Annotated in this window: 8 protein-coding genes; 4 read left to right on the plus strand and 4 right to left on the minus strand. The window is 62.9% G+C overall.

Features of this window, described 5'->3' with window-relative positions; all coding sequences use genetic code 11:
• Positions 1-72: 72 nt before the first annotated feature.
• The 4 genes from VHD36_15935 (at position 73) to VHD36_15950 (ending at position 4909) form a co-directional block, all read left to right on the plus strand.
• Positions 73-2121, plus strand: coding sequence for a serine/threonine-protein kinase (locus VHD36_15935; GenBank protein HVU88813.1), 2049 nt, complete (start codon positions 73-75; stop codon positions 2119-2121).
• A 19-nt stretch (positions 2122-2140) separates the two neighbouring features.
• On the plus strand, positions 2141-3730 hold the full coding sequence (locus tag VHD36_15940; protein HVU88814.1) for a hypothetical protein: 1590 nt from the start codon (positions 2141-2143) through the stop codon (positions 3728-3730).
• Between the two features lie 75 nt (positions 3731-3805).
• Complete coding sequence (locus tag VHD36_15945; GenBank protein HVU88815.1) at positions 3806-4447, plus strand: sigma-70 family RNA polymerase sigma factor; 642 nt, start codon at positions 3806-3808, stop codon at positions 4445-4447.
• A gap of 57 nt (positions 4448-4504) precedes the next feature.
• Positions 4505-4909: a hypothetical protein gene (locus VHD36_15950; protein ID HVU88816.1), complete on the plus strand. Its 405-nt coding sequence runs from the start codon at positions 4505-4507 to the stop codon at positions 4907-4909.
• An 18-nt stretch (positions 4910-4927) separates the two neighbouring features.
• Here VHD36_15950 and VHD36_15955 read toward each other — a convergent pair whose 3' ends face one another.
• The 4 genes from VHD36_15955 to VHD36_15970 all read right to left on the minus strand — a co-directional run.
• Entirely contained in the window at positions 4928-6412 is a 1485-nt protein-coding gene (locus VHD36_15955; GenBank protein HVU88817.1) for a DUF1501 domain-containing protein, read from the minus strand.
• Positions 6413-6416: 4 nt separating this feature from the next.
• Positions 6417-9029 (minus strand): PSD1 and planctomycete cytochrome C domain-containing protein, encoded by a 2613-nt coding sequence (locus VHD36_15960; protein ID HVU88818.1) that lies wholly within the window; start codon positions 9027-9029, stop codon positions 6417-6419.
• Positions 9030-9714: 685 nt separating this feature from the next.
• Positions 9715-16377, minus strand: a complete 6663-nt coding sequence (locus VHD36_15965) for a hypothetical protein (GenBank protein ID HVU88819.1) — start codon at positions 16375-16377, stop codon at positions 9715-9717.
• 232 nt (positions 16378-16609) lie between these two features.
• Positions 16610-17371 (minus strand): hypothetical protein (locus VHD36_15970; GenBank protein ID HVU88820.1); only part of this gene is annotated, 762 nt, incomplete at its 5' end.

A 17371-nucleotide genomic window follows, 5' to 3' on the forward strand; every position in this document is an offset into this window, starting at 1 on the left:
ACATAAGGTCTTGCGATTTCTGGACAGATGAACGAGCCAGCCGCTACGTTAGAAGTAGTGAGTGAGGATCCCATGGACCTCCCAGCCACCCAGTTGCAGACTCCACCCGAACCCCGGGCCGCGGCCATGAAATTCACGTACACCAGCGGTTCGCGGCCGCTCGATGGCTATACGATCAAGCGCGGCATCGGCCAGGGAGGCTTCGGCGAGGTTTACTACGCCACCAGCGACGCCGGCAAGGAAGTGGCGCTGAAGCTGATTCGCCGCAACTTGGACGTCGAGCTGCGCGGCGTGACGCAATGCTTGAATCTGAAGCACCCCAATCTGCTGGCGCTGTTCGACATCAAGATCGACGAGCGTGGCGACAGTTGGGTGGTGATGGAATACGTCGCCGGCGAGAGCCTCGAGGACGTGCTCGCCCGGCACCCCAATGGTCTGCCGATCGACGAGGCGCTGTTGTGGTTTCACGGTATCGCGGCCGGCGTCGCCTACCTGCACGATCGGGGTATCGTGCATCGCGATCTGAAGCCAGGCAATATCTTCAACGACGATGGCCTGGTGAAGATCGGCGACTACGGCCTGTCGAAATTCATTTCGGCCAGCCGCCGCAGCGGGCAAACCGAGAGCGTGGGGACCGTGCATTACATGGCCCCCGAGATTGCTAACGGCCGCTATGGCAAGGAAATCGATCTGTATGCCCTGGGGGTGATTCTGTACGAGTTGCTCAGCGGCCAGGTTCCTTTCGAAGGCGAGAGCGTGGGCGAGGTGCTGATGAAGCATCTCACGGCCGAGCCCGACGTGAGCCGCGTGCCCGAGGCGTTTCGCGGCGTCGTCGCGCGCTCGCTGGCAAAAGACCCGCAGCAGCGCCCGCACTCGGTGCAGGAATTCCTGGCCGCACTGCCGACCGATTACGGGCGGCCCGTCGCGCCGGCGAGCCTGCCGTCGCGCCCCCGTCCCGAGCCGGCCTTGGCCGAGACGACATTTCTGCGCAGCGCCGACGAGCCGCCGGCCCCTCCGCAGCGCGCTGCCGCGATGCCGACCGGAAATGCTGGCGTCAACACGCCGCCGATCGGCGCCGATGCTCACACGGTCTTTCAAAGATTCCTCACCTGGTGGACGCCACTCCCCAAGAAGAAAAAGATTCTCGCCGCTGGCGCCGCGGCGATCGTCCTTTCCGCTGTCACGCAGATGGGAAGCGGTGACGGCGAGGCACACACATTCTCGCGCATTCTGCTGCTCACGGTACTCATCCTGGGTGGGATGCGACTGGCGGGCTGGTTTAGCAACCGGCCGATTGTCGCGCCGGCGACGCCGCGGCCGGCGCCGCCAACGCGGCCCGTTGCCGCGCATCCGGTCGCAGCCGCGACTGCGCAGGCACCGCAGCCGCTGGCTCCGCCTGCGCAGTACCCGGTCCGCTATAGCCGCCGCGAAAGGCGTCTGGCGCGTCGCAGCTCGGGTCGAGAGTTGCTTTCGGCCAAAACCTCGCGTGAGAAGGTGACCGAGCTTTTCGGATCGCTGCTCTTGTCGGCCTTGGTGGCGGGTGCTACGTCGCTACTTATGTTGATCGTGCAGCACCGCGACCAGCAATTTTATTCCGAGTATGCCTGGCTGGGGCTGTGCGCGGCGATGGGCGCTTGGGGCGTGCTGATCCCCGCCAAGCTGTGGGAAGGTCGCCAAGGAGATGTCGTGCTGCGCCGCTTCGTCATGCTGGGAATTGGCCTGGCGTTTGGCCTGGCGGCTTTCGAGACCGGGCCGCGCCTCTTGAAGATCGTGCTCGAAAACGACGTGCATCTGCCGCACGTAGGGTTCGATTCGCGTTCCTCCTCGAGCGTCGAGGGGCAGCCGGAAGTGATGAGCTATCTAGCCTATTTCGGCTTCCTGTTCCTGGTACTGCGCTGGTGGAAACAGGCCGATCCGCTACGCAGCAGTCGGCTTAGTCTGTGGTCCTTGCTGGTATGTGTTTTCTGGGCCGGAGCGCTGTCGACCTGCTGGTACTTCCCGCAGCCGTGGGGAATGATGATGGCTGGGGCGATCTCGCTGGCCGTGCAACTATCGAGCCCATGGATTGATCCACAAAACCGCGTGGCCCAGGCAGCAAGCGCCCCGGCCGCGAGCACTTAAGGGAGAAGGGGGACAAACGATGTTCACCTTCGAAATGTCACGACTGTCGCCGCACGTGGTGCTGTTTGCCGCCGAGCCCGGCGTTTTGCTGTGGATCGTGATCGCCCTGGTTGCGTGGATCGTCATCTTCCGGCGTCCGCGCCGCGCGAAGGCCGGTGCTTGCCGCAAGCGCCACGGTTTTCCCTGGCGCGCGGCGGTGCTGGTCGTGTTGATCGTCGTGGCCTGGAGGAAGTTCGGCCCTCACGCCAATTGGAGCGTGGATTGGAATCTCGACGATGAGATTCGTTCGCTGCAGGCGGTCACCGGCATCGGCAAGTTTCCGCCCATCCAGGAAAAAGACCTGTGGGCATTGCACCACGATCCCGAGAAAGCTCACGACGGCGCGAAGCCCCGGGCACAACGCTCTAAACAAAAGCGCGCGGCGCGCGACAGCAGTCCGGCAAGCGTGGCGGCATCTTCCATCGGTCAAGATGCCGAAGAAGCGGTTGCCGCTCTGCCGACTGGCGTGCCGCCGCACGTGGCCCGCAGCGTGACGCAGGCGCGTGAGCTGGCCGATCGCGCCGTGGAAGAAGCCCGCGCGATCACGAGCAAAGCCGCGCGGCACGTCGCCGCGCTCAAGGCCTTGAAGGCGCTCAAATTCACTGACGCCGATGACAATGAGCCAGCGTCGGCCGAGGCTGCGAGTATCGTCCCGGCGATTGCCAGCGCGACGGTTACTGCGCCTGAGCCGCCGGGCCCCCCCGCTGCGGCGGAACCTGCTCCGGCCAATCCCGCCGTGTCCCAACCAGCGCCGCCGGCTGCGCCTGCGACGTCGAGCGCGGTGGTAGCGGCATCAAGCGGAGACAAACAAGCCGCGACCGTCGTTGCCGAAAGCACCGCGCCCACCCCTCAGGCTTCCACCGAACGCGCGACCCGCCCCGAGCGCAGCGGACCGCCAGCTGATGCGGCACGCAGCGAACATCCGGCGGCGAACGCACCCTTAATGCCCGAGCGCCCGGCATGGCTCGATCAGCCTGGCGGACGGGCCGGTGATGTTTACCTCGAGACCGTGATGGTTGAGCTCTACCCCACAGCCGGCGAGGCCGAAGACGCGCTGGCCGAGGAATTGCAGGCGCGCACGCGGGCCTACATCGACCGCTATTTGGGCGTGGGCACGAGCAAGCTGTTCACGGTTCCGCCCTCTTACATCCACGATCGCCTGGTCAGAGACCGCTACAAAGAGACGGTCGAGTCGCCGTCGGGCTGGCCTATGATCAACGCTTACGCGCTTTTGGCCTTTGATCGTCGAGCACGGGCGCAGTTCCAGCGCATGCAACGCGATGCACAAATCGAGCATCGATTGCTGGAGGTCGCTGGCGGCGCCGCGGCCGTGTTGCTGGTGCTGGGCGCGGTATTCGGCTACCTCAAGCTCGATACCTTGACCCGCGGTTACTACACGCGCCGCTTGCAGTTGGCGGCCGCGGTCGTGATACTGACGGTCGCAGCTGGCACGCTGTACGTGGTGCGGTCGAAGGTATTGGATTCACCGCAACACGACCTGCCGGTCAGTGCGCCGGCCACGGCCGTACATGTGCTACCGATTGATGCGACACAGTTGCCGGCTAGCTAATGGTCGCATGATGTCATCTGCACATCCCAGGCCGGTGGCGATCAAACCATCCGAACCTGATCGACAAGTCCTCTTATGTCTTCCGCGTCGCAGCCTGATACGTTGCTGGTCGAGCGAATTCGCGCAGGTGAACCGGCGGCGTGGAACGATTTGATCAACCGCTTCGAGGGGCGGCTCTTGGCCTTCGTCGAAAGCCGTCTGCGACATCGCGCCGCGAGCGAAGACGTCGTGCAGGAGACGTTCATCGGCTTTCTGACCAGCATCCCCAACTACGATCCGGCGCGGCCGCTGGAGGGGTATCTCTTCTCGATCGCGGCTCACAAGCTGACCGACCATTTGCGGCGCGAAGGGCGTCGCCCGGCGCTGCCGCTGGCCGGTAATTCCACAGGTGGCGGTGAATGGGAACTGCCCGGCTCGCAACGGCCGGCCAGCAGTATCGCCCGGAGCGGTGAACGCAAAGCGCTCGAGAGCGCGGCCCTGGTCGAAGCGATCGCCGGGCTGATGCGCCGTTGGAAACAGCAGGGCGATTGGGAAAAGATCAAGTGCGCGGAGTTGCTGTTCGTGCGCGGCTTGCCCAACAAAGAAGCGGCAAAGCAATTGGGCATCTCGGAGCAGGCCGTGGCGAACTACAAGTTCGATTTTCTGGCCCGGCTGCGATCGCTCGTCAAGCAAAGCGGCCTGCCCAGCGACGTCTTCCCCGAACTGCAAGAGAAATAGCGATCGATAATCACCGCCGTCTTTTTACTGCCATCTGCCGACTGCCGGCTAATTCTCATGCCTGACCAATTCTCTGACGCCGATTTGGAAGCGTACTTGGACGAAGGGCTGTTGCCGGCCGAAATGGCGCGGATCGAAACCGCCGCGCGCGGTGACGAGGCACTCTTGCGGCGCTTGTCCGCCATCAACGCGCGTCGCGACCACGGCAGCCACACCCTGGGCGAGATCTGGCGTTATCACCGCCTCAGTTGCCCGACGCGGGCCGAGCTCGGCAGCAGCCTGCTGGGAGTGCTGTCGACCGAGGAAGAGGAGTACATCAAGTTCCACTTGAATGTCATCGGCTGCCGCTACTGCCAGGCGAACTGGAATGATCTGGCCAATCAACAGGCCGAGGCGGCCGAGGCGAAAGACAGCCGGCGCCGCAAGTATTTTCAAACGAGCGCCGGTTACCTGCGCAAGTAACCGGGCAGACGCGCCGCCTCAACTCAGCACGTCGCGGATGACTTGGCCGCGTACATCCGTCAAACGGAAATCACGCCCCTGGAAGCGGTACGTCAGCCGCGTGTGATCCAGTCCCAGCAAGTGCAGAATCGTCGCCTGCAAATCGTGCGGATGCACCGGGTTCTCGACCGGCGCCCAGCCAAGCTCGTCGGTCGCGCCGTAGCTGATGCCCGGTTTCAGACCCGCGCCGGCCATGAAGATCGTATTGGAAAACGGATGATGATCGCGCCCCAGGAACTTGCCGTCCTTGGTGCGCCCTTCGCGGAACGGCGTGCGGCCGAACTCGCCCGACCAGACCACCAACGTTTCGTCCAGCATGCCACGTTGCTTCAGATCTCGAATGAGTGCGGCGACGGGCTTTTCCATCGTCTTCGCCCGATTCACCAGGCCGGCCTCGATCTCTTCGTTGGCGTTGGTGCCGTGAAAGTCCCAACCCCAGTCGAATAACTGCACGAACCGCACGCCGCGCTCGACCAGCCGCCGCGCCAGCAAGCAATTGTTGGCAAACGTGGCCGCTCCCGGCTCGGCCCCGTAGTCGCCCAGCACGTACGCCGGCTCGGCCGAGAGATCCATCGTCTCGGGCACGATCGTCTGCATGCGAAACGCCAGCTCATACTGGGCGATGCGCGTGGCGGTCTCGGGCTGACCCAGCTTTTGCGCTTCGACGCGGTTGAGGTCGTTGATCGCATCCAGGCTCATGCGGCGCAAGCTTCGATCCATTCCCTCGGGGTTCGATAAATACAACACGGGATCGCCGCCGGTGCGGCACTGCACGCCCTGGTAAACCGAGGGCAAAAACCCGCTTCCCCAAGCGGCCTTTCCGGCGCTCGGCAGCGACCGCCCGGAAACGAAAACGATGTAGCCCGGCAGGTCCCGGCTTTCGGAACCCAATCCGTACGTGATCCACGAGCCCATCGACGCGCGATCCTGTGCGCGGGGAAAGCCCGTGTAAAGCAACAGCTCGGCGGGACCATGATTGAACTGCTCGGTCCATACCGACTTGATGATCGTCAGGTCGTCGGCCACGCCGGCCAGGTTCGGCAGCGCGTCCGACATCCACGCGCCACTCTGGCCGCGCTGGGCGAACTTCTGCCGCGTGCCCAGCAGCTTCGGCGTGCCGCTGGTGAAGGCGAATTGCTTCCCCTTGGTGAGCGACTCGGGACAATCCTCACCGTCGCGGCGGACGAGCTCAGGCTTGTAATCGAACAAGTCGAGATGCGGCGGCCCGCCCGACATCGACAGGTAGATCACGCTCTTGGCGCGCGGCGCGAAATGCGGCGGTCGGGGCATAAACGGATCGGCGTCCGGCGCAGCCGCTCCGGCAGCCGCGCCAGCCAGCGTCGCCGGCTGCTCCAAGAGCGCAAGCGCGGTCGCGCCCAGACCCAGCGCCGTATCGCGCAAAAAGTGCCGCCGCGTTTGCCGCAACAACCGATCGAATTCCCGTGCGTCGGTGGAATGCTTCATGGCGTTATGGTTTCGTCAGCGTTTCGTCCAGGTTCAGCACCGCGTTGGCCACCACGGTCCAGGCGGCCGCATCGAGCGCGTTCATGCCATCGGGCAAGGGACCAAGCGGCTTGGTCGCCAGTGCCTCGGCCTTTTCAGGCGCGGCTTCCAGTTCCCGGCGCGATTGCGTGTACAGTTCCGCCAGCCGTTCGGCCTCGCCCGTCGTGGGCCGGCGTTTTACGGCCTGGGCCAGTGCCCACGCGGCGCGACCCTGCGCGTCGCTGCCCCCTTCGCGGATAATGCGCCGCGCGAAGGCCTGCGCACACTCGACAAAGACCGGGTCGTTCAGCGTCACGAGCGCCTGCAGCGGCGTATTGGTGCGCATGCGTCGCGCGGCGCAGATATTCCGCTCTGGCGCGTCGAACGCCACCATCGACGGATAGGGCAAGTTGCGCCGCCAGCGCGTGTAGATCGCGCGGCGATGCTGATCTTCGCCCTCGCTTGTCTTCCAGTCGGTGCTCGAGCCAAACGCGGCCGACAGCCCCACCGACGGTTGCGGCGGCTGCACCGGTGGGCCGTACATCTTCGGGCTCAACAGGCCCGAGATTGCCAGCGCCTGGTCGCGCACCATTTCCGCCGGCAGACGGCTGCGCGGTCCGCGCGCCAGCAGCCGATTGTGCGGATCGCGTTCGACGAGCGCTGCGCTCGTGGCCGCCGACTGCTGATAAGTGGCCGACGTCACGATCAGCCGCAGCATGTGCTTGGTGTCCCAGCCGCTCTCGCGGTATTCGACCGCCAGGTAGTCCAATAGCTCGGGATGCGACGGCGGCTCTCCTTGCGTGCCGAATTCTTCGGCCGTTTCGACGATTCCTGCGCCGAATAGTTCCTGCCACAGGCGATTGACGGCGACGCGTGCCGACAGCGGATTTTCGGCGTCGACCAGCCACTGGGCCAGGCCCAACCGATTCGCCGGAGCGCCCGCGGCCAGCGGATGCAGAACGGCCGGCACGCCCGGCTTGACGGCTTCGCCCGGGCTTTGATATTCGCCGCGCACGTAGATGAACGAAGGCCGCGGCGTCCCCTCGTGCATGATGGGCACGGTCGTGCTGACCTCGTCGAACTTGCGCTTGAGCCCGGCAAGTTCCTCATCGACTTTCTTCCAATCGGCCGACAGGCCGCGATGATACGCCTGCAGCTTCTCTTGCTGCTTTTTGTCGCGTTTGTCGGCCGGAAGCGCCAGGATCTCGGCGATTTCCTTGGGGGGCGGCGCCGCGGCGGCCGTGTCCGTGGGCGCTTTCTCGGCCGTCGTGTCCGCAGCGGGCGATTGACCGGCCGGGGCGCTTTCCGCCGGCGATTCTCCAGCAGACGCCGCCGGCGGCTGGCTCGCGCGGCTTTCCCACTCCGCCTGCAACGCATCGCGTGCCTTGGTTTGTTCGTCCCAACGGGTTTGCGCCGCCGCGAGATCGGCTTTGACCTGCGCAAATTCCGCGTCCTGACCGACGCGCGGCACTTCCAGCACGGGATTATCGGTATTGAAGTCGTCGGTGTTGTTGAAGATCGAAAACACCTGGTAGTAGTCGCGCTGGCTGAACGGATCGTACTTGTGATGGTGGCACTGGGCACAAGCGAGCGTCGAACCCATCCACACGGCGAAGGTCGTGTTCACGCGGTCGACGACGGCCGCATGGCGGAACTCTTCGAGATTCACGCCCCCCTCGGTGTTGAGTTGCGTGTTGCGATGAAATCCGGTCGCCGCGATCTGCATCGCGCTCGGATCGGGCAGCAAGTCGCCCGCCAGTTGCTCGATCGTGAACCGATCGTAGGGCATGTTCGCGTTGAGGGCCGAAATCACCCAATCGCGCCACCGCCAGATCGTGCGCGGTCCGTCGGGCGCGTAGCCTTGCGAGTCGGCATAGCGGGCCAGGTCGAGCCACATCGAGGCCCAGCGCTCGCCGTAGGCCGGTTTCGCGAGCAGCCGATCCACAAGCGCGTCATAAGCTTCTGGTCGCGAGTCGAGGACGAAATCCTGCACCTCGTCAGCCGTGGGTGGCAACCCGATCAAGTCCAGCGACACGCGCCGAATCCATGTCGCGCGATCCGCCGGCGGCGACGGCGAAAGACCCGCGGCTTCCAGGCGCGCCAGCACAAAGTGATCGATCGCGCCGCGCGGCCAGTTGCCACGCCGCACCGCGGGAAGCGCCGGCCGCACCGGCTTGACGTACGCCCAATGCCGGGCGTACGGCGCGTCGGCCGCGATCCACGCGCGCAACGTGGCCACTTCTTGCGGTGACAGCTTTTTACCGGTCTCGGCCGGCGGCATGGCGAACTGCGCATCGGCCGACGTGATCCGCGCCACGAGGGCACTTTCGTCGGGCTTGCCCGGCACGATCGCGCGCTGGCCACTATCGAGCGTGGCGAGGGCGGCGTCGCGCTCGTCGAGCCGCAGGCCGGCCTGCCGCGCGGCCTCGTCGGCGCCGTGACAGGCGAAGCACTTGCCGGCCAGGATCGGCCGCACGTCGCGCACATAATCGACCGCGCCTGCCCGTTGCCCGCTCGCCGCGGCCAGGACGGCCACAAGCGCGAGTCGAACGACGTTCGGACGCCGGATGAGCGACGTCGTGCGTGAGTCGCGAGACACGTTTCAATACTCCGCGGCGGGATGAGGGCGGGCGCGAGGCAGCGTCCCTATTAGGATATCCGCCCCGCCCGCGGCATGCCATTCCCGACGATCCGGCAGGAACGCCGCGAAGCTGATACGCTTCGCCATGTCTACGGCAGCCGGCCTCTACGAGGCCGGGCCCGTAGGGTGCGCTCGCGCACCATGCGTGAGTCTGTGCCCGTAGGGTGCGCTGCGCGCACCATGCGTGAGGTCGGGCCCGTAGGGTGCGCTGCGCGCACCGTGTATGAGTCTGGGCGTGTAATCTGTAGGGTGCGCTCGCGCGCACCGTGTATGAGGCCGGGCCTGTAGGGTGCGCTGCGCGCACCGTGTATGAGTCTGGGCCCGTAGGGTGCGCTCGCGCGCACCGTGTATGACGCCGGGCCTGTAGGGTGCGCTTCGCGCGCACCAGAAGCCAAATCATTGCTCGGCGGCGCCACAGGATACACCCTGCGCCGCGGGTGGCCTGACAACTTGTCGCGTCAGGGCGCCGCAGGCGCGCCGTCGAATCGTGCGCCATCGAGCTTCGATTGCCGTGCCTTGCCAGCCGCGGCACAGCGCCCGCCTCATGGTCCCCGGCGCCTCGCCGGCGCACGGACTAGCGCGCTGGTCCGTGCCGCCCACGATTGCGGCGCGAAGTTGCCTTCGCGACAGCCGGCGGCCGCGCCTACTCGATGTATCGCTCCAGCAGAATGCCCTTATGCACGTTGTGGTTTTCGCCACGTTCGAAGCCGACGGGTATGCTGCGGTCGTACATGAAGAAGGCGCGATGCCGCTTGATGTCGCCCGTATCGGCCCCCACCTCCTGCCCGAGCACCCAGCCGTCCGGATACTTCACAGCCCGCTGCGGATCACTACTGGGGGCGGGCGTAACTTCGAAATAGCCGAGCGTAATCCACACGGCATAAACATTCGACCGCGTGGTGAGCAAGTTATCGAGCCGGCGCATGGCCTTGTAGGCGAAGTAGGGGTTGCGATTTGGGTTATCATGTGCAGCAGGAATCCCAGCAACGCCAGTGTACGGATCTGTGTAAGGGCCGTTCTCGGTCCATTGATGGAGTGCTGGTCCCGGATATTCGAAGAGCGGGTAAGCGTTATTGACTAGCGATGCGCGCAGCATTGTTCCATCGACCTCGCGTTCGCCGCCGGAAGGAACCGTGCGCATTGCGTTGAGCGGCACGAGAGTGTGACCGGAACTCGAGCGAAATGGTACCCCGAAGATACTTGGCGACACCGGAGCCGCGCCTAAAAGGGACGTCATGCTCGTGTTCAGGTAAACACCGCTAACGTCATAGGCGGTGTTCCCTGTTCCGAGGCGGCTGTTGCACATCATCTGCCAGAGATAGAGCCACGGTGGCGTCCCAACCTGCGGCGCTTTTCCTTCGTCCATGATTCCTTGCCAAATAAATGGGTCGAAGATCGTGTTGAGGTTCACGCGTCCCGGATCGCGAAACCGCGAAATGCGGTTAAAGGGCGGATGAAGCTGGTGTACAGGGACGCCCGCAACGTTTGAATTCCCTTGCATTACGGTCGGCGTCAGCCAGTTTTCGGTGCCCGTAAACCGCGAGGGGACATGGACGAAATCCAATAACCGATAAAAATTCGCCGACGAAGGCAGGGTCCGTGTCGCGCCCGTGTAATGCGGCGACAAGAACATATTCGGTAGATGTCCGAACTCGCCCTTTGGCAGCGGCTGCTGCGTCGATAGGGCTGTCGGCTCGTAGGGACTTTGAATCGGCGCCATGCTGCCGAGGTTGGGATCATTGGGATCGTACGAGGGAACTGCCGTCGTCGGGACACTCACGACGCCCGGCCACTGCGCCGGGGTGCCAACCGTCATTTCCGCCAGCATGCTGGCCGAGCTGCCGACCGGCACCAGCATCAGCTCTTTTGAACTGACATACGGACGGTCGTTCCAATTGAACCATGGGAATGGCAAGGTGGGATCGCCCAGGTAGTCAGCCTGTTGGTTGGTCAATGTCTGCCCGGTGGGTTGGCTGTTGACCTGCAATGGCGGTGCCGGCGTCCCGTTGGCTCCATTCCACATCGGCCCGAGCGTCTTGCCGCCGAGGATCGTATTCATGTAACCGTAGAAGGAATTCAAACAACCCCATGACGAATTGGTCATGAAATTCGAAATGCTGTTCGCACCCGGATGAAACCAGCCGAACGGATACCAGATGTTGTTAAAAGAGTAATCCGGGTTGGTCGGCGTATTGGCGGGATTACCCGAACGCTGACGGCTGTCAAAGCTCCACGTGGTTCCGCTAACGGTGGCGAGGTTGCCGGTCGTCGGGTTATTCAACTTTTCAACCGTTGTGCCGCCCCCGGACGGGTTAGTGCTCTTCTCGCTGTTGTACATGGTCAAATCGACAGCCATGTGATCAACAATGATGTAGGGATTAGCGTTGGCGTCCCACGGCAGCAGCGGATTAGCCAGCCGCTGCAGATAGACGACCGTTGGCGGCGTTTTGCCTGTCGTGGTCGAGTCGGCATTCGCTCCGGCTAAAAAACTCGGACGGTTCTGGTCGTACGTATTCGGGAACTGCGCATTGCCATTAGCAAGAAAGTAGGTCGCATCTTGATCGTAGGGGAGATCGGGAAACCCTTGCGCCGCTCCGACCGTCCACAGTGTTGGATCGTAGTAGGCGTTCTCGTCATAGGACGGAACCGAAGCGCCTCCCGCGGTCTTCACGGTCGCGTTTGTTGCCGTGGTAAATGGATAACCAGCGCTCGGCTCCGTAATGCTGAAACGCGTAGACCGGCTTGCGGCGGAATAGTTGAGCGCGCCCGAGCTTGTGTACGTACCCACCAACGAAGTCGTACTAAAGAGCAGCGGCGCCATGGGAATGCCAATCGCCGGCTTGACGACACTGTACGTGCTGGAAGCAATGGGCGGCCCATAGTGACCAACATTCTGCCCCGCGACGTCGTTGTACACATAGACATTCGGTGTGAAAACGATCCGGAAGTTGTAACGATCCTGGATGTAAGTTAGCGGATAGGACGGATCATTCGACCCGTTATCCAGGCTTTGGTCGCGGTTGCCCAAGGGGGTCGAAATGGCGCCTGCCCACGGTGGCGACGCGGTGTTTGAGACATACAGATCGGGCAACGGCGACGCCGATCCGACGACCGCGTAATGATTCGGCGGAATGATCGCATAGGTCTCGGGCTTATTCGTTCCGACGATTTGCGGATAAAACTGCCGCCACGGCTCGACATCGAGTGTGCCGGTCGCGGGCGATGGAACATTTAACGCTCCCGTTGCGTCAAGCGGCTGGCTTGTGAAGTACGCCACCCGATCGATCACCGGGATGCCGGCGGGAACTTGGGCGGGTGTCGCCGGGATGTTCGGGTTAGGGGTAATGGGAGTGATGTTCGGGGTTCCTGATGTCGCATTGTACGGCAACACGACTTGCCGCGCCGGCATGTTCAAGTTTGCAAAGGCGGATTGATTCAAGATCGCGAGCCGCCAAACGGGCGCGCCAGCGACCGTCGACCCCGGTTTCGGCGGCGCGCGCATCGCCAGATTGAGCCCGAACATCGGGGCGCCGGATACAGGATCGGTTCCGGCAGCCGTGTACAGCTCATTCGGCGCTCGGCCACCGATCTCGTTGGCAATGGCAACCGGCGAATTCGGATTGTACAACTCCACGAACAACGACCCTTGCGGCCGCCGGACCTGGTCGAACGTTGGATCCGGGTTCGTGGAATCGGTCCTGTACTTCTTGATGCCGTTATCCTTGTCCGTGTCTCGCGTGCGCCGATCGTGTGTGGCGCTCGTCTCGGTGATGAGCAGTTCCGGTCGCTCGGCGCCCCAGACGAGTCCGCGGTACGTCGCGGTATCGTCATTGCTCGTTAGGGCAGCACCAATGTTGGTCGAGGTGAGCACTCCGTCCACGTCCCACGTGCCGGGCATACTAGGTGTGGCGCTCGGGTCGTCGTCGCGGAATGGATAAATGTCGAATTCGAACGGGGTCATGATCGCGTCACTGTCGCGAAAGTCGACGACGTTGACGGCCCATTGCGCCATGTAGTAAGCGACGTCGATCGCCGCTTGCGCGTTGCCGGGGGTAGCATTTGTTCCGGTTGGCGGGTAACCATCGCCGTTGATATCGGCATTGACGACGTAGTTGTCGTCTTTCAACAGCATCATCAGCACATAGAGATGGCGCGCGAGCAACTGCCGTGCTGGCGGACTGGCCCAGGCGTCGAGCGCATTGACGGTACCGTCACCGTTCATGTCGCCGTGAGACGCCGAATTCGGACCACCGTCGCGCCAGTCGACGACGCCGTCCGTGTTCGCGTCGCTGTACGAGCCACCGCTCGGGGAATATCCGTCGGCGACACCGTCGTTGTTAACGTCGAATTGAACCGCGGTGCCATTGTAGACGGCGCCCCACCACTGCTCGTACTCGCCGACCTCATCCACGACGTTGTTCTGGTTATCATCGACCCCGTTGCCGAAGGGCCGGTTAATGTTCATCTTCTCGCCGGCGATCAAGTCAGGCGGCAGCAATTGCGAAATGGCGACATTGACATTGGAGGGTGGACCTCCATTATCGCGATAGATCCTCGCCGCCAACAATTGTGACAGGTGGCCGCCGCTGATCGGGGGGGCGCCATAGCCGGCAAACCGGTTGGTCTGTAATTCAAGCGCGTGTTCCGGCGCCGTGAACAGCATGCTCGGCGCCGGCACGTCGAAACTGTGCGTCGTGACCAGATTGCGCATCTGGGCCAGTTCCGGATAGTACGGGTAACGGCCGGTGTATGTGTTGGAGGCCGTCTTCAGCGTCGGGGCTGAATTGGTGAAGGCGTTCGGGGCGAGGAGCCGTAAGCGATCGGGAAGCGACGGCGCGTCGGCATCGTTCCAACGCAGAATCTGTTCGAGTTCCGCCGCCGTAAAGGGCGCGTCGATGGAAACGACGGAGTTTGTGCTGCCGTTTATCGCCAGGAGATTCGAGGCAAACGTCGAAAATGCCAGGGTCGCCGAGTAACCGTCGTTCCTGGCGTTGTACGACAGGTCAAGTTCGTACGGATCGTCGATGGTTTCGTCTCTTTCTCCCCAGCCGGTATCCGTTGCGATTCCGGATAGACCGTTGTTCACTCCATATACCTGCGGGTAATCGATGTACAGCGGCTGGCCGCGCAGGTCGAGACCGATCATGCCGTCCCCATCGAGATCGGGAGGGCTGCCGAACGCCGAGCGCGTTGTCCAGATATTGCCGCTAAAGGCACTCGCGTTGATCGTAAAATTGCCAAACGACGATGTCATTGGCAAATACAGGTTTTGGTGCTCGGGAAAACCGCCGAGGTTCGAAATCTGCGGGTAGCCCAATTCATCCAGCCAATTAAACGGCTCGTCGACCAGCGACACGCCAGGCCCAGCACTGCTGTTATACGGCGCGCCCGCAAGCGCAGAGGAGATTCCCAACTCGCCGTAGCGGCCTTCGATCTTTGTGGCGGAAGTCAAATTCCCACCAAGCAGATTGTACAATTCCCCGGTAGGAATAAACGGTGCCCCGGGGAGATCCAACCCTGGCTCGAAAAGCGAGTGCAAGCTGATCTCAGGGGGTCCGTAACCCGAGCCAATCTTGAGATAAGCGCCACTTGGCGTCGTGTCGCTGACTTGCGCAAACGGCGCGATGACGGGATTAAACCGGGATAAACCTGGTGTCGTCGCCGACGGCACGTGTGCCCAGCTCGAATGAGCATTGAGGTTCAGCTTGCCGTCCATGTCGAGGCACAGGATCGCGGCTAATGGCTTGTAGCGGCGACCATCGGGGCCGGTCTGCACCGGAAATCCCACGTCGACCCAAATGCTGTCGGGCGTTCCGTCGCCGTCGTTGTCGACGTCCCACGGGCCGTTGATCGGATCAAAGACCGGGTTGCTGCCCGTAAAGTACGGATTCTCGCTTTCGTCGACATTGGGCGTGCTGGGGTCATCCTGGATCGCCAGCGGGCGCAGCGTGATCTTGCGAAGCAGATTTCGCGCCGTGAAATAGTTATTGGCGCCATTGGACGTGATCGCGTCGTAGATCGTGCCGCCGGGCGCCGATAATGCTGATGACGGGAAGAGGTAATGGCCGTTACCCAGTGTCGACGACGAATTCCAACGATTGTTCCAATACAGCAGCAAGTCGGGGCGATGGAGCGACGGCAGCGGCGTGACCAGGTGGTATTTGCCATTGGGAAACGGTGGTCCCGTCTGGCTTGGGTCCGCCCAAATGCGCATCGCCAAGAGCATGTTCTGGAAGTCGGGCGCGTCGTAATCCTCGTTCGCGCCGCCGGGGCCCGCCGGATCAAGGTAGCTCCAGCCCGGGTTGGGATTGCCGGTGTGCGTGAAGGGTTGAAACACTCCGCGTCGGGGATTTGGCAAGAGTGCGTACTGGAAAACGGCACCGCTGTTCAGCGCTTGCGTAGTGAGGTCGGTCGAATTCGTTGGATCGAAGTTCGTGGGATCATAGCCAGGAGACGCTCCTGGAATTAAGGTCCCCGGGTCAAAGGCGTCGAGTAGGCGTGAGTAAGAGGCGTTCGCGGCGAGAGCTCCGCTCGGCGGGTACGCCTGCTGTGCGAAGGCAACCGGCCGGTAACCAAATCCCGTGCCCGAGAATGGCCGACCGTTGATTAGAAAGGTATCGCCCGGATTAGGAGTGGCGCCGTCGAAGGCGAGCACTTGAAAATAGGAGTAATTTGGTGACCCGGTCGGGTCAAAGTAGTAACCGGTGATCCTCGAACTGCGGCCGGCAGCAGGACCGTTGACCATCGTGATCACCAGCCCGCTGTAAAAGCCGTACGGAATATCATTGACTGAATTGAAATAGCTGCCGACGTTGAAGTCGGTCGTGGTGCATACGAATTGCAGCAGCGGGGTGTTATTGCCGCCGTTCTGCAGATAAGCGTTCGAGGGGTTCTTGTACGCCGATATCTGCCCGCGGATGCCGTACTGCGACGGCGCTACGGTCAACACTCCCGCGTTATGCCCGTAGATGTCTTCCAGCAGGCTGTGTGGGCCGATCACGGAGTTGCTGTCGCGTGGGCCGCGGACGACTTGCATGAAGGCGTCGTATAGCTGCGACTGCGGCGAGTCGCCGGTTTGTTCGACGCGGGCGCTTTGGATCACGCTTTGCCGGTTGCTGACCGTCGCCACGACGAACGAGATCAACAGCATCGTGAACAGGGCCAACAGCACCAGCACCACCAGCAGGATGATGCCCGCCGGCTGCCGCGCGGCGGCGCGGCGGCGCACGCCGCGCGCGAGGAAACGGGCTCGCGAGCCCTGGGGATCGATTTCGTAGACGCTGCCAGATTGCTGCTTAGCTGACATGATGTGCTTCTTTCGGCTGGACCCAAACAGGCATGGGTCGAAAGTCGTTCGCCCCGGGATCGCGTCGCATCGGTTATGGTTGGCCGTACTGGCGGACGGCGCTTTGTGCTGCGTGAACAGGTCCGAGTTATCGTTGGCTGTTTGTCGTTGGGCCGTGTTGCCCGATCCTGGTTTGTTGGCCGGCCGCTGTATCCGGGTTGTTGCCCGGCCACGGCAGCGCGGCGGTGGCTCGTTATTGCGGTGCGGAGAACGGTGAATCGCCGTCGACGGTGATGGTTTTCTGGTAAACGCCGACCACGCCCTCGACCACGGTGGCGTAGGCGTAGATGTTTACGTTCGGAAACGCCGGGTTTGTAGACGAACTGGAATAACTTGGCGCAGAAATACTGCCGAGGCAGGCGAATTGCACGCCATAATTCACGCCCGCCGGGGCTAGCAGAGAATTGAAGTTAACCGGTGGCGATACGCTCGTGTGCATGGCGATCGGGTCGTCAGATTGAGTACCTTGCGGCCAGTCGGGGCCATTTAACGTTACACTGCGAGAGGCCGGCGGATTCAGCGGATCATCGATCGAATCGGTCGCTACGATGCGATACCAGTTGGCGATCGTTCGCATCCGGGGCCAGAAGACCGGATTCCCGCCAGAGTCCTTGCGAATCTCGCCCGCCACCGTGATGCCCGAGAGCATCAGCCATTGGCCGGGCTTGAGCGTGGCGAGCCAGGCTTGCTGGTTCGTGCTCGTTGCGAACAAAGTAACCTCGCCGCCGCCGAGGCTGCCCGGTTCGATCCGCGCCGGCACCTGCCACTCGCCCGGCGTGGTGTCGGGCTGGAGGGAGCCGGGCAACGTCAGGATGCGGTTGTTGCACACGACGACCGACACGGTGTATTGACGCGTATTCAATAGCGCCGTCGGATCGGGGTTCAGGACGGTGTCTTGCATGTCCTGCGGCGTCGCGTCGGCTTGCTCGGACGAAGGCGAGATCGTGGCGAACCA

This window comes from Pirellulales bacterium (assembly GCA_035546535.1).
In the GTDB taxonomy this organism is placed as follows: Bacteria; Planctomycetota; Planctomycetia; order Pirellulales; family JACPPG01; genus JACPPG01.